Source organism: Vibrio sp. T13N (genome assembly GCF_032970445.1).
GTDB lineage: Bacteria > Pseudomonadota > Gammaproteobacteria > Enterobacterales > Vibrionaceae > Vibrio > Vibrio diabolicus.
Genome location: NZ_JAWJYE010000015.1, coordinates 1 through 18,965 on the forward strand (window position 1 = coordinate 1; position 18,965 = coordinate 18,965).

Annotated in this window: 19 protein-coding genes; 9 read left to right on the forward strand and 10 right to left on the reverse strand. The window is 44.0% G+C overall.

Translation table 11 applies throughout. The features are described from left to right. Positions 1-100 precede the first annotated feature (100 nt). The gene (locus R2S67_RS19395) at positions 101-733 is read right to left on the reverse strand and encodes a response regulator (RefSeq protein WP_005398453.1); all 633 of its coding nucleotides are present in this window, start codon (positions 731-733) and stop codon (positions 101-103) included. Beyond that, entirely contained in the window at positions 720-2,456 is a 1,737-nt protein-coding gene (narQ, locus tag R2S67_RS19400; protein WP_012842359.1) for a nitrate/nitrite two-component system sensor histidine kinase NarQ, read from the reverse strand. The genes R2S67_RS19395 and narQ overlap by 14 nt, the downstream gene beginning before the upstream one ends. A 247-nt stretch (positions 2,457-2,703) precedes the next feature. Here narQ and napF point away from each other — a divergent pair, with 247 nt between their 5' ends. The 6 genes from napF (at position 2,704) to R2S67_RS19430 (ending at position 7,312) form a co-directional block, all read left to right on the forward strand. Then, positions 2,704-3,189 (forward strand): ferredoxin-type protein NapF, encoded by a 486-nt coding sequence (gene napF / locus R2S67_RS19405; RefSeq protein ID WP_005398455.1) that lies wholly within the window; start codon positions 2,704-2,706, stop codon positions 3,187-3,189. A gap of 41 nt (positions 3,190-3,230) precedes the next feature. Further along, entirely contained in the window at positions 3,231-3,539 is a 309-nt protein-coding gene (locus tag R2S67_RS19410) for a chaperone NapD (RefSeq protein WP_005398456.1), read from the forward strand. Then, on the forward strand, positions 3,536-6,025 hold the full coding sequence (gene napA / locus R2S67_RS19415; protein WP_317346687.1) for a periplasmic nitrate reductase subunit alpha: 2,490 nt from the start codon (positions 3,536-3,538) through the stop codon (positions 6,023-6,025). Before R2S67_RS19410 ends, napA begins: the two co-directional genes overlap by 4 nt. Positions 6,026-6,103: 78 nt before the next feature. Continuing rightward, positions 6,104-6,559, forward strand: a complete 456-nt coding sequence (locus R2S67_RS19420; protein WP_164665863.1) for a nitrate reductase cytochrome c-type subunit — start codon at positions 6,104-6,106, stop codon at positions 6,557-6,559. A 28-nt stretch (positions 6,560-6,587) separates the two neighbouring features. After that, entirely contained in the window at positions 6,588-7,166 is a 579-nt protein-coding gene (locus R2S67_RS19425) for a NapC/NirT family cytochrome c (protein WP_005398274.1), read from the forward strand. 11 nt (positions 7,167-7,177) lie between these two features. Beyond that, on the forward strand, positions 7,178-7,312 hold the full coding sequence (locus R2S67_RS19430; protein WP_005373546.1) for a TIGR02808 family protein: 135 nt from the start codon (positions 7,178-7,180) through the stop codon (positions 7,310-7,312). A gap of 204 nt (positions 7,313-7,516) precedes the next feature. On the opposite strand, the gene phaC is transcribed toward R2S67_RS19430, so the two are convergent. The 4 genes from phaC to R2S67_RS19450 all read right to left on the reverse strand — a co-directional run bounded on the left by phaC (position 7,517) and on the right by R2S67_RS19450 (position 11,726). Next, a complete protein-coding gene (gene phaC, locus R2S67_RS19435) occupies positions 7,517-9,292 on the reverse strand; it encodes a class I poly(R)-hydroxyalkanoic acid synthase (RefSeq protein ID WP_005398277.1) in 1,776 nt (591 codons plus the stop codon). 80 nt (positions 9,293-9,372) lie between these two features. Further along, entirely contained in the window at positions 9,373-9,720 is a 348-nt protein-coding gene (locus tag R2S67_RS19440; protein ID WP_005398278.1) for a phasin family protein, read from the reverse strand. Positions 9,721-9,764: 44 nt separating this feature from the next. Next, positions 9,765-10,973, reverse strand: coding sequence for an acetyl-CoA C-acetyltransferase (locus tag R2S67_RS19445; protein WP_182034049.1), 1,209 nt, complete (start codon positions 10,971-10,973; stop codon positions 9,765-9,767). Positions 10,974-10,985: 12 nt separating this feature from the next. Then, positions 10,986-11,726, reverse strand: coding sequence for an SDR family oxidoreductase (locus R2S67_RS19450; protein ID WP_317346688.1), 741 nt, complete (start codon positions 11,724-11,726; stop codon positions 10,986-10,988). Between the two features lie 1,005 nt (positions 11,727-12,731). Here R2S67_RS19450 and R2S67_RS19455 point away from each other — a divergent pair. Both R2S67_RS19455 and R2S67_RS19460 read left to right on the forward strand, forming a co-directional pair. Continuing rightward, on the forward strand, positions 12,732-13,352 hold the full coding sequence (locus R2S67_RS19455) for a LysE family translocator (RefSeq protein ID WP_041853084.1): 621 nt from the start codon (positions 12,732-12,734) through the stop codon (positions 13,350-13,352). Between the two features lie 16 nt (positions 13,353-13,368). After that, positions 13,369-13,635 (forward strand): hypothetical protein, encoded by a 267-nt coding sequence (locus tag R2S67_RS19460; RefSeq protein ID WP_012842361.1) that lies wholly within the window; start codon positions 13,369-13,371, stop codon positions 13,633-13,635. Positions 13,636-13,697: 62 nt separating this feature from the next. Here the strand turns inward: R2S67_RS19460 and secF are convergent, their stop codons facing one another. From secF to R2S67_RS19480, 4 genes are all read right to left on the reverse strand, one after another. Beyond that, on the reverse strand, positions 13,698-14,600 hold the full coding sequence (gene secF, locus R2S67_RS19465; protein WP_005397711.1) for a protein translocase subunit SecF: 903 nt from the start codon (positions 14,598-14,600) through the stop codon (positions 13,698-13,700). Between the two features lie 2 nt (positions 14,601-14,602). Then, complete coding sequence (gene secD / locus R2S67_RS19470; protein WP_104973503.1) at positions 14,603-16,441, reverse strand: protein translocase subunit SecD; 1,839 nt, start codon at positions 16,439-16,441, stop codon at positions 14,603-14,605. Positions 16,442-16,605: 164 nt separating this feature from the next. Continuing rightward, a complete protein-coding gene (locus R2S67_RS19475) occupies positions 16,606-17,085 on the reverse strand; it encodes a hypothetical protein (RefSeq protein ID WP_046875884.1) in 480 nt (159 codons plus the stop codon). A gap of 125 nt (positions 17,086-17,210) precedes the next feature. Next, the gene (locus tag R2S67_RS19480) at positions 17,211-17,879 is read right to left on the reverse strand and encodes an SH3 domain-containing protein (protein WP_317346689.1); all 669 of its coding nucleotides are present in this window, start codon (positions 17,877-17,879) and stop codon (positions 17,211-17,213) included. Positions 17,880-17,982: 103 nt separating this feature from the next. Between R2S67_RS19480 and R2S67_RS19485 the strand changes: the two genes are divergently transcribed. Continuing rightward, positions 17,983-18,531 carry an ATPase gene (locus tag R2S67_RS19485; protein WP_104970815.1) on the forward strand — a complete coding sequence of 183 codons (549 nt, stop codon included), beginning with the start codon at positions 17,983-17,985 and terminating at the stop codon, positions 18,529-18,531. Positions 18,532-18,965 lie beyond the last annotated feature (434 nt).

The window sequence follows — 18,965 nt, forward strand, 5'->3', positions numbered from 1 at the left end:
TTTAATAATAAAAAAACCGCCTTWAAGGCGGTTTTTTTATTATTAAAATTACGCTAAACGATTGATTCCATTGGTGGTTTGGGATTGTTCTTCAACTGTATTATTTGATGTCGCCAAAGCGCTCAAGATAAAGAACGGTTGCCGCAGTACGAGAAGGAACTTGAAGCTTTTTAAGTAAACTCTTCATATGCACTTTAACCGTGGATTCAGAAATAAAAAGACGATCGGCTATCTGCTTGTTGCGGAAACCTCTTGCCACCTCTCTTAAGATCTGCGTTTCGCGATCCGTCAGCGTATCAAAAACGTCCTCTTGTCCTGAACGCTCACTCAAGTACTTAGAAACTTCTTGGCTGTATGCTTTGTCGCCTTGATGCGCTTGTTTTAGCAACTCAACCAACTCATCAGGCTCGGTATCTTTCAACAAATAGCCATCTGCGCCACTTCTAACTATTGCTTCTATGTCAGCAGGACTATCTGATACAGTTAAGATAACAATTCGAGCTTCACAACCATCAGCACGTAGCGCTTGTAAGGTATCGAGGCCTGACATGCCTTTCATATTGAGATCAAGAAGTACAAGATCCAGTTCCAGCTCATGCGCTTTCGCTACCGCATCTGCGCCATTACTTGCTTCTGCAACGACTTCAAACTCAGGCTCAAAGCTTAAAAGTTGGTGAATACCTCGTCGCATGAGTGGATGATCATCCACCAGCATTACTTTACACACTGTCACTGTTTACTTCCTTACTATGTTGGAATTCTAGTTTTACGGTACAGCCTTTGTTGATCGATGCTTCAATGTGAAGATCGGCATGCAGCCTAGCGGCTCGCTCTTGCATGATACTCATACCGTAATGATTTAATTTTTCGTCTTGATGTTCAAAGCCTATTCCATCATCGGTAACGGTTACTGTGACTTTTCCATCATTATCAAGACATTGAATGTGAATATTATCTGCTTGCGCATGCTTGATGGCATTAATTGCCGCTTCTCTTATCAACTGTAGTAAATGAACCTGCTGGTGTGCATCCAGTTCAGTTGAAGAAAGTCTATTTTTTAACGTAATGTCAGCGACGGTTTGTTCGTTGAGCGTTTCGACCATATCTTGCAATGCTTGGCCAAAACTGCCCTCTTTAATCGTAAGACGAAACGTCGTCAGTAATTCGCGTAGTTGGGTATAAGCAGCAGATAAGCCCGTATCCAACTCGGCAATGACTTGATTCGCCTGAGCTATCGCTTTTTCATCAGGCAAATTCTTTACGCTTCTCTTTAATAAAGCGACCTGAATTTTTAAATAAGAGAGTGCTTGAGCTAATGAATCATGCAGTTCCCGAGCAATGGTGGCTCGCTCTTCCATCAGTAGGATTTGTTCTGCTTGGCGTTGGGCTCGATTGTAATACACGGCACGCGATAAAATCTGCACAAAGTTGTCAATCAGTGCCTCATTCGGACAAGGTAACCCGGCCTTCCAATACAAATAGCCTAAGTGCTCACCGTCCAACGTTAGAGCCTTACTGTGGCAATCTTCATCACAGTCGTGGCAGCACTCTTCCCCTTCCATCAATATCCAACTCGGTTCTCCCAATTGCTCTATTTCAAGTTTGACCGCTTTAATGCCTTCAAGACTTGCAATATGTTGTAATATGGCTTGGAAGTTATCCTGATTAATACGCGAAGCCGTTAACTCTTTCGACGAGTCATACAATACTTCTAAAGACTGATTCGCATGCTGTAATTTACGCGTTTTTTCATCAACCGCTTGTTCTAGCCCTCGGTATAACTTACCAAGGTCCGTCGCCATCCGATTAAAGGTTCGAGTCAGGATCCCCATTTCATTATCGCTGGATACATCAAGCGATATATTAAATGAGCGATTCTTAATTTGCTCGCTAGCAAAAACTAAAGCACGCAAAGGCCGTACAACTTCGAGGCGCACAAAATGGACAACAAACATACTGACACAAAGGATACCGCCTAACCCTAACCCGCCAATCCAAGCTAAGTTAATCAGCTTTTGCTCCGAAAAGCTTTGCAGCTTAAATACAAACTCATCGATCTGCTTTACAAAACCAGCCACTAGGAGTTGGTACTCCGCCGGGTTGTCTCCTCTCAACACCGACTTGAGCTCATGCCATCTCATAATAAGACGGTAGTAATCATGAGTAATGTCTTCTGGCACTGACCAATGCTGGAGTGCTTTCATGGAAGGTGAGTATATCGAATGTTCAAATGCGTCAATATGTGAAGAATAGTCAACAGATTTAACCTGAATATCATTCGCCAGACGGTAGCTTTGCATTCGCATCGAGCCAGCAACATTGACGGCTTCTGCATCATTCAAGCTTGACGCTAACGTAAAAATTGCAAAACCAGTCGTAGCAACTGAAAGCAGCAAAATAAGAAGCATCGCGGACGCAATCGTGCGCGTCACTGACTTTTTCACATTTTTAAACAATCTGAGTTCCTCGCCCATTAACAACCCTATTTGTACGTGCAATGAACCCATTACCTTTCAACTTTATCAATATGTGATCACCTGCGACGGAATTTATTGATCCAAAACAATATTGCATCCCATTTACCTCCTAAGAGGTATTTATACAAATATGTCAAAAACTACAATTTCGTTAGTTTAAATGACAGTTTATTAATGAAAATTGTGGACTATGCTTAGTTTGGGTTCCAAGTTTCGAGGTGACTAAGTGGTAGACCTTTCCAGAAGAAGACTCTTTGCAAGAAAAGCGCACCCCGACAACGCCGTACGTTTGCCTTGGTTAACCAAGCCAGAACAGTTTACGGACGATTGCACTCGCTGCGGTAAATGCATTGAGGCCTGTGAAACAAAGATTATAACCAAAAGTGATGGCGGATTCCCCTCGGTCGATTTTTCTATTGATGAATGCACCTTTTGTTATCAGTGTGCAGACGCCTGTCCTGAGCCCCTTTTCTTGCCAAAAACAGAGCAACCTTGGCAAGCGAAAGCAAGCATCAACGATAGCTGCTTAGCAAAACAAAATGTCGAATGCCGAAGCTGTGGGGATATGTGCGACCCGATGGCAATTCAGTTCAAATTAGAGCTGGGGAAAGTAGCACAACCCAATTTAGACCTTGATGAGTGTAACGGCTGCGGCGCCTGTGTTTCAGTGTGCCCGACTTCATCCATCAATGTGAGCAATATAACAGCCTAAGCCGTATGTCGTCGGCCAAAGGCAATAAATGAGAGAGCTATATGTCACTAAATGAAGTGCATATTTCAAGTTTGGTAGTACATGTACTGCCGGAACATCTGGACGAAATCAAACAACAGATCGAAGCACATGAAAATGCGGAAATCTATGGTGACAGTCCAGAAGGTAAGATTATCGTCGTGCTTGAAACCGAGAACCAAGGTTTTATCACAGACACTATCGATGCCATTAACAATTTACCGAATGTCTTGAGCACGGTATTGGTTTATCACCAAATCGAAACTGGGCTTGAAGAAACGGATGAAGAAGACACTGGAACACAACATTCCCAAATCGAGGGTGAAGTATGAAAATGACAAGACGTGCGTTTGTGAAAGCAAACGCGGCTGCATCAGCTGCTGCTGTCGCAGGTGTGACACTACCAGCATCTGCAGCCAACCTGATTGCAAGCTCTGATCAAACCAAAATCACATGGGACAAAGCACCTTGTCGTTTCTGTGGTACAGGCTGTTCTGTTCTTGTTGGTACTCAAAATGGCAAAGTGGTAGCAACACAGGGTGACCCAGAAGCGCCAGTAAACAAAGGCCTAAACTGTATCAAAGGCTACTTCCTTTCTAAGATCATGTACGGTCAAGACCGTCTGACTCAGCCGATGCTGAGAATGAAAGATGGCAAATTCCACAAAGACGGTGAATTTACACCTATCTCTTGGGATGACGCTTTCGACATCATGGCTGAGAAATGGAAAGCTTCCCTCGAGAAAAAAGGTCCAACAAGCGTAGGTATGTTTGGCTCAGGCCAATGGACAGTAATGGAAGGCTACGCTGCGTCAAAGCTAATGAAAGCTGGCTTCCGTTCAAACAACATTGATCCAAACGCGCGTCACTGTATGGCTTCTGCTGTAGTTGGCTTTATGCGCGCATTCGGTATCGATGAGCCGATGGGTTGTTACGATGACTTTGAGAACGCAGACGCATTCGTTCTATGGGGCTCGAACATGGCAGAGATGCACCCTGTTCTATGGACTCGTATTACTGACCGTCGCTTAAGTCACCCTCACGTTAAAGTGAACGTGCTTTCTACTTACTACCACCGTTCATTTGAGTTGGCAGATCACGGCTACATTTTTAATCCACAGTCTGACCTAGCGATTGCTAACTTCATCGCGAACTACATCATCGAAAACGATGCGGTAAACTGGGACTTCGTAAACAAGCACACTAACTTCACTCAAGCAGATACCGACATCGGTTACGGCCTACGTGACGATGATCCGCTACAAAAAGCAGCGAAGAATCCTAACTCAGGCAAGCTAACGTCTATCTCTTTCGAAGAGTACAAAAAGTCTGTTGCACCTTACACAGCTGAGAAAGCCTCTGAAATCTCTGGTGTTGAAAAAGAGAAGCTTATCGAGCTTGCGAAGCAATACGCCAATCCAAATACGAAAGTAATGTCACTTTGGACAATGGGTATGAACCAACATACTCGTGGCGTGTGGATGAATAACTTGGTTTACAACATCCACCTACTAACCGGTAAAATCTCGACTCCGGGTAACAGCCCATTCTCACTAACGGGTCAACCATCTGCGTGTGGTACGGCTCGTGAGGTTGGTACTTTCGCTCACCGTCTACCTGCAGACATGGTAGTAGCTAACCCTAAACACCGTAAGATTGCAGAAGACATCTGGAAACTGCCAGAAGGTACGATTCCACCAAAACCTGGCTTCCACGCCGTATTGCAAGACCGTATGCTGAATGACGGCGTTCTGAACTGTTACTGGGTTCAATGTAACAACAACATGCAAGCAGGTCCAAACATCAACACAGAACGTCTTCCTGGTTACCGCAACCCAGAAAACTTCATCGTTGTGTCTGACCCATACCCGACGGCAACAGCGCAAGCAGCAGACCTTATTCTTCCAACAGCAATGTGGATTGAGAAAGAAGGTGCTTACGGTAACGCAGAGCGTCGTACTCAAGCTTGGTACCAACAAGTGGGCACGGTCGGTCAAGCAAAATCCGACCTGTGGCAGCTAATGGAGTTCTCGAAACGCTTCAAAATGGAAGAAGTGTGGCCTGAAGAGCTACTAGCGAAAGCGCCTCAGTACCGTGGTAAAACCATGTACGACGTACTATACCGCAATGGTAATATCGACAAGTTCCCTATCGAAGAAGCTCGCGAATTGAATGACGATGCTCACCACTTCGGTTTCTATGTTCAAAAAGGTCTGTTTGAGGAATACGCAACGTTTGGCCGCGGTCACGGGCATGATTTAGCACCATACGACCGTTACCATGAAGTGCGTGGTCTACGTTGGCCAGTTGTTGATGGTAAGGAAACACAATGGCGCTTTAAAGAAGGTTCTGACCCATACGCAAAAGAAGGTTCTGGTTGGGATTTCTACGGCAATGCTGACGGCAAAGCGAAGATTATCTCTGCACCATATGAAGCGCCACCAGAAGTGCCAAACGATGAGTTTGATATGTGGCTATGTACTGGCCGTGTTCTTGAACATTGGCACACAGGCACCATGACTCGTCGTGTACCTGAGCTATACAAAGCAGTACCAGACGCAGTGTGTTACATGCACCCTGAGGACGCAAAAGCGCGTAACGTGCGTCGTGGTGAAGAAGTACTCATGGCAAACAAACGCGGCGAAGTACGCGTTCGTGTTGAAACTCGCGGTCGTAACCGTCCGCCAAAAGGTTTGGTATTCGTACCGTTCTTTGATGCACGTATTTTGATTAACAAGCTCATCCTAGATGCGACTGACCCACTGTCTAAACAGACAGACTTTAAGAAGTGTCCAGTCAAAATCTCTAAGATTGCTTAACCTTCAGATACCGAATGCTACGGCCGTCACTATGGCGGCCTAATAAAGAATTTAAGCCATAAAGGCGGAGATGAAATGATGAAAAAATTACTTGTCGCACTTTTATCTGTAGGTGCTTTAGTGACAGGCATTGCGCAAGCTGAGTTAGATAATCCAGGTGGCATTGGTGGTCTAGAGTCTCTACGTGGAATGTCTCAATTGGAAGACACACGCCCAGCAGATGAGTTCAAAGACTTCCCTAAAGATCAAATTGTTGAAGATAGCTTTGTTTATCAACCACCGTTGATCCCGCACAGCATCCGTCACTACGAAGTATCGTTAAATGCTAACAAGTGTCTTGCGTGCCACAGCTGGAAAAATGCAAAAGAGTCAGGCGCGACTAAAATTAGCGTAACGCACTATGTAAACCGAGAAGATGCTGTATTGGCGGATATGTCTCCTCGTCGTTACTTCTGTTTGCAATGCCACGTGCCACAAACTAATGCTAAGCCACTAGTTGAAAACAAGTTCCAGGCAGTTGATTCGCTTCAGTAATTGAAACGCGAGTACTAAGAGGTTATTTATGAAAATACTTAAAGCGTTTTGGAAAAGACTGAAGAACCCAAGTAAAGCTGCCGCTGGTGTGGTTTTGTTCTTAGGTTTTGCTGGCGGTCTTTTATTTTGGGGCGCATTCAACACAGGTATGGAGGCAACCAACACAGAAGAGTTCTGTTCTGGCTGTCACGCACCAATCGTTGCTGAAATTCAAGAAACAATTCACTACTCTAACCGTTCTGGTGTTCGTGCCATCTGCTCAGACTGTCACGTTCCTCATGAATGGACAGATAAGATCGTTCGTAAAGTACAAGCATCCAAAGAGCTATTCGCTCACTATGTTCTGCGTACTATCGATACACCAGAGAAGTTCCAAGAGCGTCGAGGACACCTTGCTGAGCGAGAGTGGGCACGAATGAAAAAGAATGACTCTCTTGAGTGTCGTAACTGTCACGAGTTTGATTACATGGATTACTCTCAACAAGGCTCACGAGCAGCGGAGCAGCACTCTACTGCGCTAGCTTCTGGAGAGAAAACCTGCGTAGATTGTCACAAAGGCATCGCGCACAAACTACCGGACATGAGCGGCGTTGAAGGCTGGCACTAAGGAGACTTCCCATGAGTACTTTAGAATCTGTAATTTGGCATATCCTTGGCTATAGCGCCATGCCTGTGATTATTCTTTCCGGCTTTGTGGCAGTAGCAGCAATCTCTCTCTGGCTGCTGTCATTTGGTAAGGATAAAGAGGTGTAACGTAACGCACTTCTACCCGTCAACTTGCCTATTTGTTGACACTAAGCGCTGAGTATCTACTCGGCGCTTTTTTATTCACCGTCACTTTCAACCCCAGAGTTTCCTCAACCGATACGTATATTCAATCGGTGTAATAAGGTGGTCAGTAACGACCAAAAAAAGCGACCATAAAGGTCGCTAAAATTTACTGCTATAGGGAGTTGTTTAAGACTCTTTTACTGGCAGAACCTGCTTGACGTATTGCCCTGGAGCTTCATCGATTGCTGGGTGGTCTTCCGAGCCAATAGGGAATGGTTCGACTTGCTCTTTTGGATTGAATTGAAGTAGCCATTCATTCCAATGTGTCCACCACGATCCCTCTTTGTGCTCGGCATTATTCAACCACTCGTCAGCCGAATCATCCAAAGTATCGTTCAACCAATAACCATACTTATTTTTCGCTGGAGGGTTCACGATACCCGCAATATGACCCGACTCACCGAGAACAAACGTTTTGTTGCCACCAGTGTTCAGGGCACCACGATAAGTTCCCTGCCATAACGCTATATGGTCTTCTTTCGTTGATACAAAATAGCTAGGAATTTTGATCTTGTTTAGGTCAATCCATACCCCACCAATTTTGACGCCTTTGTCTTGCACTAGCTTATTCTCTAAATAGAGCTCACGAAGCAAGAAGTTATGGGAGGCAGCACTCACGTTGGTACTGTCACTATTCCAGTACAACAAGTCAAAATCGACTGGGCTGTTGCCCTTCAAGTAGTTGTCGACATAGTAGTTCCAGTACAAGCTGTTTTCACGCAGTAAGCTGAATGTGACGCTTAATGAACGACCGTCCATATACCCTTTTGCGTTGTTTTGCGCCTCAATTGCACTCACAATGGTGTCATTGATGTACGCGCCAACTTCGCCTGGCTGAGAAAAGTCGAGCAATGTGGTGAAGAAAGTCGCTGATTTAATACGCTTCTTCATACGTTTTGCCGCATAGTACGCAACCGTGCTCGCCAGAACCGTACCACCGATACAGTAACCAGCCGCGTTGATTTGCTCTTGGCCCGTTATATCTTCAATTGCCGCGACGGCTTTGACGACGCCTTCTGTCACATAGTCACCAAACTCTACATGCGCTTGTGCCTTGCCTGGGTTACGCCAAGACATCATAAATACGCTATGTCCCTGCTCTAGCAACCATCGAACCATTGAGTTCTTCGCTGTTAAGTCAAGGATGTAGTATTTATTAATGAAAGGCGGAACGATGAGCAGTGGCGTCGCATTCACTTTCTCTGTTAGAGGTCGATATTGAATCAACTCAAACAATTCGTTTTGAAAAACCACATCGCCCGGAGTGGTCGCAACGTCATCACCCACGCGGAACGCATTGTTGTTCGTCATACGAATTTTCAAAATGTCCGCACTGGACTCAACGTCTTCTTTTAACTGCTCTAAGCCAGCCAGAAGGTTTTGACCGTTTTGCTCAAGTGTCAGTTTCAAGAGTTCTGGATTCGTCGCGATGAAATTCGAAGGGGAAAGTGCATTGATGGCTTGACGAGAAAAGAAAAGTATTCGCTCTTTAGATTTTTCATCCAAACCTTCGAGTGACTCAATTGTATCTAAATAAGTCTTGCTGAATAACAGGTAGGATTGCTTAATGAAGCTATACATCACCTCATTTTGCCACGCTTCATTAGAAAAACGCTTGTCCCCTTTTTCTGCTTCAATGACCTGTTTTTGGTTACCCGCCAACGCGACATTCTGCCAAATTTGTAGCTGCTGTTCCCACCATTCGGCTTGCAATTTTAATATCGCAGCAGGTTGATTTACAGCTTGTTCGAAGAGTTTGGCAGTGTCTTCCAAGTTCACTTCTTGCATGGCCTTATTTAAAGGAGAGTTCACGACTGCCTTGTTCACTTCGAAATCATGCCACCACTGTTGATTGGTTTGTTGAAGCTGTACAAGATAGTCCGAAAAGAAGTGCTGAAACATAGTCTTACTCCTATATTCGGAAAAAACAACGCCGCCCAAATTAGGGTCTAGAGACCCTAAGGCGGCGAGAATCGGACAAATTACGCTGGAGTAACAGTCTTTAGATTTTCCGAAGTCATTTTCTCAACGTCTTCTTTGAACTCTTTTGCAATAGCTTGAAGCTTGTTGCTGTCGTCCATCATTTGTTGAGAAAGCTTAGTAAGAACGCTTAGTTGCTGGCTGTTGAAAGCAGTCAATGACGTTACGTCTTTGATTTCTGATGCCGCTTTCATTTGGTTCAGACCCACTTCGCTGTAAGTACGAATTGCGTTAAGTTGAAGCTCAGTCAACACTTCTACGTTTTTTGTCACTAGCTTGTTGAACTTCAAGTAAGGTTCTAGATTTTTTTCAGTTTGATCGCTAAAGGTTTTGAAGAAATCTGTGTACATGGTTTATCTCCTAGAGAAAGAATTAAAAATGTCCGTTTAAATAATTACTTAACTGCTTTTATAACCACAGCCGTCCCCATGCCGCCGCCCACACAAAGTGATGCGACACCATATTGACCATTTTGCTTATGAAGCTCGTGAACAAGCGTCACTAAGATTCGGTTGCCCGATGCACCAAGTGGGTGACCTAGCGCGATAGCACCACCATTAAAGTTCGCTTTATCTTGAATCGCGTTAACGGGAACTTGGTTGGTTTCCGCCAACTGATGAATCACGCCAAGTGCTTGCGCAGCAAATGCTTCGTTTAGCTCGTAAACGTCAATGTCGTTTACCGTTAATTCCGCTTTTGCTAATGCTTTATTGACTGACTCCACTGGACCTAGCCCCATGATTTTCGGATCAAGCCCCGATTGCGCATAGCTTACGATCTCAGCAATAGGCGTGAGTCCATGCGCTTTAACTGCGCTCTCAGACGCGACGATAATTGCACTCGCACCATCGTTAATACCTGATGCATTCCCCGCAGTCACAGTGCCTTCACGGTCAAAAGCAGGGCGCAGCTTGCTTAACGCTTCCATGGTCGCATTAGCCTTTGGGTATTCGTCGGTATCGAATAGCACCGTTTCACGACGTTGCTTTACTTCTACGGGCACAATTTCGTCTTTGAATTTGCCCGCTTCGATTGCCGCCACCGCTTTCTGTTGGCTAGACAGCGCATACTCGTCTTGCTGTTGACGGGTTAGGCCGATTTCTTTTGCAACGTTTTCTGCCGTCACACCCATGTGATATTGGTTATAAACGTCGGTTAAACCGTCTGCTACGAGCAGGTCTTTCAGCTCTAGATTGCCCATTTTGTTGCCATCACGAATACTACTTGGCGCGGCAAACGGAATCTGAGACATGACCTCAACACCTGCTGCAACAACAATCTCTGTATCGCCACTACGGATATGTGAAACCGCATCCATGACGGTTTTCATGCCACTGCCGCAAACCATGTTTACGCCATACGCAGGAACCGCGTCCGGAATCCCAGCGAACAATGCCGCCTGACGACCAACCCCCATGCCTTGGCCTGCGCCGACAACGTTGCCAACAATCACCTCATCAATCTTATCACCAGCCAACTTTGCCGCTTCTAACGCGCCTTTAATCGCTACTGCTGCCAAATTACCAGCAGAGGTATTTTTAAGACTGCCACCAAAGGCGCCAATTGGAGTGCGCTTCGCCGCTACGATAAATACTTTTTCCATCATCTTCTCTCCTTAGTGCATGTATAGGCCGCCATTCACCGACAAAGTCTCACCGGTGATATAGGCCCCTGCATCGCTGACCAAGAAGCTCACTGATGCTGCAATTTCTTCTGGTGTAGCAAGGCGTTTCATTGGGATATGATTCGTGATGGATTCCAATACTTCTGGCTTCATTTGCTCAACCATTGGTGTACCAGTGTAACCTGGCGCAATAACATTTACTGTCACACCCGAACGAGCACCTTCATACGCCAAGGCTTTAGAGAAACCTATCATCCCAGCTTTCGCCGCCGAGTAGTTTGCTTGACCAAACTGCCCTTTTAGGCCATTGACTGAAGAGATGTTAATGACACGACCACCGCCTTTTTCGCACATCGCAGCGAACAGAGGTTGCGTAACGTTGAATAGACTATTGAGGTTGGTATTAATGACGTCATTCCAAGCTTGCGCAGTCATCTTTTTAAACACGCCATCACGTGTGATACCTGCGTTGTTGATAACGACATCAATGGTCCCTTCTTCCTCAAGCAATTGTGCTAACTTTTCTGCACACTCTTCAGTGTTTGTTACGTCCAACTCAAAAAGGCGAACCTGATCTTTGGTAAACCCTTTACTGTTGAACCACTCCAACGCACATTCATAGTTGCCTGTGAAATACGTAGCGATTACACGGTAACCATCATTCACTAATTGAGAGGAAATAGCAGAACCAATTCCGCCTTTTGATCCGGTGATCAAAGCGACTTTCTTCATCGAAGACTCCATTCTTAACGGCATTTAAAAAAGCAAACTAAATACACTGATGAAATAAATCACCAACTGACGTGTTTATTTATTCTTTTGGCTATCAATCCTGTGATGCCTTTTATTTTAAGTTAAACCAGAAATATTACATTTCAAATAAAAAACTAATCCATTTGCATAAGATTGATTTAGATCTCATTAAACATGAAATGTTATAAAATGGTTAACTATTTATAAGTCATTGTTTTAAATAAAATAAAGTTAAACACAAGCTTATCAGAACATAAATTTAATCATTGTTTATCAATAAGTTACATACCGAACAGTGGACGTTACATCATCTCATGATTTCAGATACTACTCTCATGATCAGAGTTGTTATCTATAAATACGATTAGAATAATAATTCAAATATCAATATAAGCAATTGTGAGTAATATCATTTAATTACTAACTTAAATGATATTACTGACAGTATAACCTTAATTTTATATTTATAGTTTTACTTATGAAAACTGGTATATTTAGAATGTAAAAAATAGAAGAAAGCGTCTCATTTTGGTGCAGTTCGCACTATTATGACGCAGCAATTAAAAAATAATTTCAGTTTTATTTTAAATATCCAAATAACATCAATTAACTAGCATTTAACGTATCGAATCACTTTTTATCTATTGAAGTACCGGTACGGTGCAATATTCGATAGTGCCATCTCCTAAAGCAATCATCTAGATTCTTTAACCCAGTAAATTGATGTTATACCCAAATGACATCAAGATGCAGAAATCGTGTCAGTGACATGCTCCGCAGGGCGAGTTTCCTTATCCCACAGCCTTTGTTAACGATTTTTGATTTAGAACCACTAGATCTTCAAATCGTTGCCGTGCCTGTGAGCCAAGTCATTCTCGCTGAACCTAGCACCTTGAGGTTATTTGGGGATATTTGGGGATAGTATCCTTTATCAATTTGCACTATCTTTGTGGCTTCTATCAAATCACTTAGTTATCAACAAACATGAATCTTGCATTGCTCAGTATGTTCATCCCTACCTTCTTTTTTGTCTCAATTACACCAGGAATGTGCATGACGCTCGCCTTAACGCTAGGAATGAGTATCGGTTATCGCCGCACATTATGGATGATGATTGGTGAACTCGTCGGTGTCGCGCTGGTTTCAGTCTCGGCAGTACTAGGGATCGCAGCGATCATGCTCAACTATCCTTGGATGTTTATCGCACTAAAGTTTATTGGTGGCGGCTACTTACTCTATCTTGGTGTAGAAATGTGGCGATCTCGAGGTAAGTTAGCAATAAATGTCGATAATTTGGAGACACCCAGAAGTGGTAATGTCGCGCTCATCATGCAAGGCTTCGTTACCGCTATCGCAAACCCAAAAGGCTGGGCATTTATGATTTCTCTGCTGCCGCCTTTTATCGATCAAAATGCGGCTCTTGCTCCACAGCTGATCGTGCTTGTCTCCATCATCCTTCTTTTTGAGTTCATTTGTATGTCTCTGTATGCCACGGGTGGTAAAGGACTGAAACGCGTGTTGGGTCAATCAAAGAATGTGCGTCTGATGAACCGTATCGCGGGCACTTTAATGATGGGGGTTGGTGTTTGGCTATTACTGAGCTAAAGCAACGCTGGAAATGATGAAAAATATCCTAAGAAAAATTACGCGAAACATAAGTGAAGTATTAGATTTTCAGGCCCGAGTTTGGGTCGTAAACGTTTATGCTGGAGAACACAAAGGCGAATCTTACGTTGTAAACGAAGACAGCTTTTCTGAGCCATTGCAATGGATGAAAAAGAAAGGTTATCACACATCCATGCTGCGCCTGGTTGAATCGATGAAGCGCTCTCAAATCATTGAGTTCGATTTAGGTCACGTCAAACACCGCCTGATGCGTGTGAAATAGCACAAAGTAAAACGCCACTCAAACTGAGTGGCGCGAGCACTTTTTACCTTCAGCACCTCGTATTACGGCGCGGTATCAATCTCAACAGGCAAGTAATGCTTCGGTTCGAGCTTGAACAGTTCAGGTAATACGGTACCAATGGAAATGGAAGACCATGTACCTGATAGCACACCAATAAACATCGCTGTTGAGAAACCCGCTAGCGGTGCTCCCCCCATAATCCATAGTGCACCAACAGTAATCAGTGTTGTGCCTGAAGTCACCATCGTTCTAGAGAACGTCGCGATGACAGCCTGGTCATTGATGTCTTCCATTTTCCAACTTTGTTTCGCGATCAGTAGCTCACGAATTCGATCTGAAATGATGATCGAATCATTCAATGAGTAGCCTAAAATTGCCAATACGGCAGCAAAAACCGTTAAGTTGAATTCCATTTGGGTAACGGCGAAGAAGCCGAGGACGACAATTACGTCATGAGCCAGAGCAAATACAGAGCCACTCGCTAAGCGCCATTCAAAACGGAAACACAAGTAACCAAGGATGCTCAGCACACAAATCAATAGTGCTAAACCGCCTTGGTCAAACAAATCCTGGCCAACTTGAGCACCAACAATACTGTTGCTGACGACATCAACTTGATGTGAAACTGGCTTTAATACCTCTTCCACACTTGGCAGAGTTTGCCCTTCTTCAGGGGCGGAGTAGCGAATGAGCCAACGACCATCTTCACCTGTGCGGGTGACAGAGGTTGATTCACCAAGTTTTGGTTGTAGTGCATCAAGCAGATCGTGGTTGGTTAACGACTTATCGACTTTCACTTCTGTCACCATACCACCAGTGAAATCCAAGCCGAGATTCAACCCTTTAAAGCCCAGAGCACCAAGTGCGATCACCGTCAAAACGATAGAAACTAGCGTAGTGAAGTGGCGAATTTTACGAATATTTTGTTTTAGCATTTCGACCATGATTAAACCCTCACATCACGACGGGCATCTCGGCCCCAAATTAAATTGATCATTGCTCGAGAGGCAAATACGCCTGTAAACATACTGGTTAACAAACCTAATCCGAGTGTTAAAGCAAAGCCTTGGATTGGACCGTTACCGATGGCGTATAAAATCACGGCGGTGATCATGGTAGTAATGTTGGCATCAAGGATGGTCGAGAACGCGCTATCAAAGCCCAGATCAATCGCTTGAGCGAAACTGCGGCCTTCACGCATTTTGTCCTTAATACGTTCGAAGATAATAACGTTGGTGTCCACTGCCATACCAACGGTTAACACCAACCCTGCAATACCTGGAAGCGTTAGCACCGCACCTGGTAACAAGGCAATTAAGCCAAGCAAACAAAGCATGTTGGCACAAAGCGCCACGTTCGCCACCCAACCTAAGCGGCGGTACCAAAGGGCCATAAAGGTCAGTGTTAAACCCATACCCAAAGCAAGTGCCGCAAAGCCATTTTCAATGTTTTCAGCTCCCAAAGAAGCACCAATAGTGCGCTCTTCTACGATAGTAACCGGGGCTGTTAGCGACCCCGCACGAAGTAATAGCGCTAACTGCTGCGCTTCGTCCATGCTGCCAGCGCCGGTAATACGGAATTGGCTACCAAGTTGAGATTGAATAGTCGCAACGCTGATAACGCGCTCGCTGCGCTCCGTTACGCCACGATCGTTTGTCTTGTATTCGCGGTAAACCGTCGCCATTGGCTTGCCAATATGCGTTGCAGAGAAATCACTCATCTTTTTACCGCCCGCGTGGTCAAGCGAGATGTTAACTTCTGACATACCCATATTGTCGACACCTGCACGAGCGTTAACAATGTGCTCACCCGTTAGGACTGGTCGTTTCTCCAGAATAACCGTTCGGCCATCGTTATCTTTCAGCACAAGATCTTGGCCGCTTCGCGCTTGGCTTGCATCTTTCACTTCGTAGAATGCCAAACTCGCAGTGGCACCAATAACGTTTTTCGCTTGTGCTGGGTCTTGTACACCTGGGAGCTCAATACGAATGCTGTCTTTACCCTGACGCTGAACTAATGCTTCCGTAATGCCTAGCTCTTCAATACGACCACGCATAATCTTCAAGTTTTGTTGCAATGTCGTTGATTGGAACTCTTGAATATTCTGCTCACTTGGCTCAAGAACAAAACCGCGAGACGAGCTTTTCACCACCCAACCTGGATAGTTTTGACGCAAGAATTTGTTTACTTCAGCTAGGGCGGTATCACTCTCACTGTTTACCGCAATGCGGTTACCACTTTCTGCGCGAATTTGTACACCACGCACGCGCTGATCTCGCAGGCTTGCTTTGATCTCATCGATCAAAGCATTACGTTGCTCCTCAAATGCTTTATTTACGTCGACATTCAATAGGAACTGTACCCCACCGCGAAGGTCAAGACCGAGTTTGATTGGGCTAAAGCCCATCTCATTCAGCCACTCTGGAGCAACAGACACATATGAGAAGGTAATGCTGTCTTCTTTATTTAGCTCATTGTTTAGTAACGCACGAGCTTTGCTTTGCGCATTTTCATCATCGAATACAATGGTCGTTTTGCCATCTTTCTCGATGATTTTGTCTGCTGAGATATGATTGGTTTTCAGTAGTTGATTCAACTGAACAACCGACATTTCACTGCTGTTTTGGTTTGAAAACGTTAGCTGGATCGATGGTTGCTCACCGAACCAAGTCGGAATCGCGCTTAACGTTAAGATAATAACCGTCGTGATTAATACGACATATTTCCAAGCTGAATAGTGATTCATCAGCTTTCTGTTCTTTTGCTGCTTTGGTGTTTTTTTCATGTAAACATCATCCCTTCACTACGAAGTGAAGCTTTTAATAACAAGGCTTAACACACGACAGATGCCCCCAGAATAAATTCAGGGTATGAAATGCTCAGGACGGTTACGCCCTGTTGAATACAATCGTCGTGTTAAGAGTGCACAATGGTGCAAATAGACGGTGTTTAGGCAGAAAATTGACTATTGAGTGCGACGTACATTGCGTTGGTCTCTTTCCAACCAGAAATGCGATGATCGCTTGTGAAATGATAAAAAGTGTACTGGTTTTGACGCCAATTGATATCCATCAGGCTGTAGGCATAACCTGCGTCAGCATAGAAAGGCGTGTTTAGGTCACCAACAACGTCAACATGCTCATCATCAAGGCCTTCACGTAAGTGAGAAACCCAACGTTGAGTGTTAAATAGGGCTAGCGTATCGAGTCTTGCGTGACTTTCAGAAATCGGAGACTGCGTCGTTTCTTCTGAGACTTCAGAAAAATCGATTGAGGTATTTGCAAAAGCAATACTCGCAACAAATGGTTGCAGCTTAGAAAAGTAAGGTAAATGAGCTTTCTGATCGATTTGCGCAGCAAAAACATGCGCTGGTAGCAACACCATCGCAAGCAGCATAAAAAGCAATTTTTTCAAGCAAATCTGAGACATAATAACTCACTAAAAACAAAACGAGTCGAGTTTTTTCACTCGACTCGATGATAGTATTCCTATTAATTATGGTTCACAACTAAAAAGTTATAAATCTCTAGAGGCTTTAAACTAAAGGCGCTCTGTTAGCGGTAAAAGATATCGCCTTTATCGACATCTAAATAGATTTTGTTTTCTTGCTCCAAACCACCACAATAAATGAAGTACACATTGCGCTTGTCATAAGTAACCGAACGAACCCAGCCACCGAGCTCTTCAAAATCACTCGGATCACAGGTTTCATCGTCTAACAATTGCTGTGTTTTCTTGCGGAAGATGTCCAAGTGAACTTTTAAATCATCCGACTTCTGCAAATATCCATCCAGTATTTCTAAACGCTCTTGTTCTTTAATAACTGGCTCTGCATCAGATAATCCTTCGGAATTCAACCACTCAGCTTTTTCTTCACCGCCCTCTTCATAAACAAGGTAACCAGAGATTCGATACCAACCATCCACTTTTTCTAACACCGATACTTTTTCTCCCTTATAGAGCGTATCGACAACCAAAGCATTAGCATTTGGCTTATTGTAAACATTGATTCGACGCTCAATGACATAGTATTCGGTCACTTCAGGAGGAGAGGTTTCTAAATCCAGAATCGGTTTGGATGTTTCTTCTTCCACTGGCGCTTGCTCCACTTGCGCAGCTTTTGGCACTTCAGGTTCATCTTTTTGCATAAAGAAGAAATAGCATCCAGCACCCGCCCCACCGAGCAACAGTATGACAATCAATGCGATGAGAATTTTCTTCATGTACTTTTCCTTTTCATTCTTTGTTCTTATCTCACCGGCAACACGCATGTCGCGGAAATTTGGGTATATACTCAAAAGGGTCGGTCAACTAACGCGAGCAATAATGATCAACAAACTCAATTGGATACTGTTGTTTCTTCTGTTCCCCATTATGGGGCACGCCAATATTCAATGTAACCCATCGTCGTGGAATGACAATCTTACCCAATTCAATCGTTTAGAGTCCAATTACAATAAGCATGTTGAGGTATTCAATGCACTTTTAGCCGAACATAAGCAGCGCCAGTTATTGTCCCAAACCTTTTCCCTACATGAACTCGTGTTACTTTGGCGCGCCCGCTCGAACCAAAATGCGTTCAAAACTCAATTAAAAGCCTCCATTCAATATAAAGAAGAACTCACGACTAAAGCTAATGAGTTGATTAAATTGAGCACACAATCTCAATGGTCAGCAAATGGATGGAAGAAACTTGCCCAAAAGTGCCGTGAGTCAAACGAAACAGCCAATCAAATCACTGCGGAGTGGTATAACACTAACGCTTTGCAACTTGCCGAGGATTACAAACGCCTTTCTTCACAGTACCAAGCACTAGCGCAACTCTATGATAAAGAAGCGAGATCGCTTCAATACGCTCAAGATGTTTCGAGGTAAAAATCGAGCCCGTTTTGAAAAGACGATGTCGGGTTTTCACTCCAATATTGGACGTTATTCGTGCTTTAATTCCCTCTTTTAGTGATCCCAACATTATATGTAAAAAATGGGACTGTTCCCTTTTACAAACTTGACTAAACCATGACCAAGAGAGGCAACTTATAGAGACATACGTCACAATAATGCTTTACTTATGGCCAATTTTTGGTTAATTTACCCATTAATAAAATTTAATAAAAAGTCACATTTGGCTGGAGATGATGCTACAACCATGGTTATCAATCGATTAAGTAACAGGGACTGTCCTAATGCTACCAAAGCCAAGTTTTTGTCAGTAGTTAGGCACGTAAAAGAGTTTGGTTCAATCAGCGATTTGGACCTTTGTAAAATCTTCGGAGAAACAATTTGGAGTGATGGGAGGGAATACCATTCAG

What these genes read in the sequence shown, in the direction of transcription:
- R2S67_RS19410 (WP_005398456.1), top strand. Translation starts at nt 3,231, where the DNA reads ATGTCACTAAATGAAGTGCATATTTCAAGTTTGGTAGTACATGTACTG.
- napA (WP_317346687.1), top strand. Translation starts at nt 3,536, where the DNA reads ATGAAAATGACAAGACGTGCGTTTGTGAAAGCAAACGCGGCTGCATCA.
- R2S67_RS19420 (WP_164665863.1), top strand. Translation starts at nt 6,104, where the DNA reads ATGAAAAAATTACTTGTCGCACTTTTATCTGTAGGTGCTTTAGTGACA.
- R2S67_RS19425 (WP_005398274.1), top strand. Translation starts at nt 6,588, where the DNA reads ATGAAAATACTTAAAGCGTTTTGGAAAAGACTGAAGAACCCAAGTAAA.
- R2S67_RS19430 (WP_005373546.1), top strand. Translation starts at nt 7,178, where the DNA reads ATGAGTACTTTAGAATCTGTAATTTGGCATATCCTTGGCTATAGCGCC.
- phaC (WP_005398277.1), bottom strand. Translation starts at nt 9,292, where the DNA reads ATGTTTCAGCACTTCTTTTCGGACTATCTTGTACAGCTTCAACAAACC.
- R2S67_RS19440 (WP_005398278.1), bottom strand. Translation starts at nt 9,720, where the DNA reads ATGTACACAGATTTCTTCAAAACCTTTAGCGATCAAACTGAAAAAAAT.
- R2S67_RS19445 (WP_182034049.1), bottom strand. Translation starts at nt 10,973, where the DNA reads ATGGAAAAAGTATTTATCGTAGCGGCGAAGCGCACTCCAATTGGCGCC.
- R2S67_RS19450 (WP_317346688.1), bottom strand. Translation starts at nt 11,726, where the DNA reads ATGAAGAAAGTCGCTTTGATCACCGGATCAAAAGGCGGAATTGGTTCT.
- R2S67_RS19455 (WP_041853084.1), top strand. Translation starts at nt 12,732, where the DNA reads ATGAATCTTGCATTGCTCAGTATGTTCATCCCTACCTTCTTTTTTGTC.
- R2S67_RS19460 (WP_012842361.1), top strand. Translation starts at nt 13,369, where the DNA reads ATGAAAAATATCCTAAGAAAAATTACGCGAAACATAAGTGAAGTATTA.
- secF (WP_005397711.1), bottom strand. Translation starts at nt 14,600, where the DNA reads ATGGTCGAAATGCTAAAACAAAATATTCGTAAAATTCGCCACTTCACT.
- secD (WP_104973503.1), bottom strand. Translation starts at nt 16,441, where the DNA reads ATGAAAAAAACACCAAAGCAGCAAAAGAACAGAAAGCTGATGAATCAC.
- R2S67_RS19475 (WP_046875884.1), bottom strand. Translation starts at nt 17,085, where the DNA reads ATGTCTCAGATTTGCTTGAAAAAATTGCTTTTTATGCTGCTTGCGATG.
- R2S67_RS19480 (WP_317346689.1), bottom strand. Translation starts at nt 17,879, where the DNA reads ATGAAGAAAATTCTCATCGCATTGATTGTCATACTGTTGCTCGGTGGG.
- R2S67_RS19485 (WP_104970815.1), top strand. Translation starts at nt 17,983, where the DNA reads ATGATCAACAAACTCAATTGGATACTGTTGTTTCTTCTGTTCCCCATT.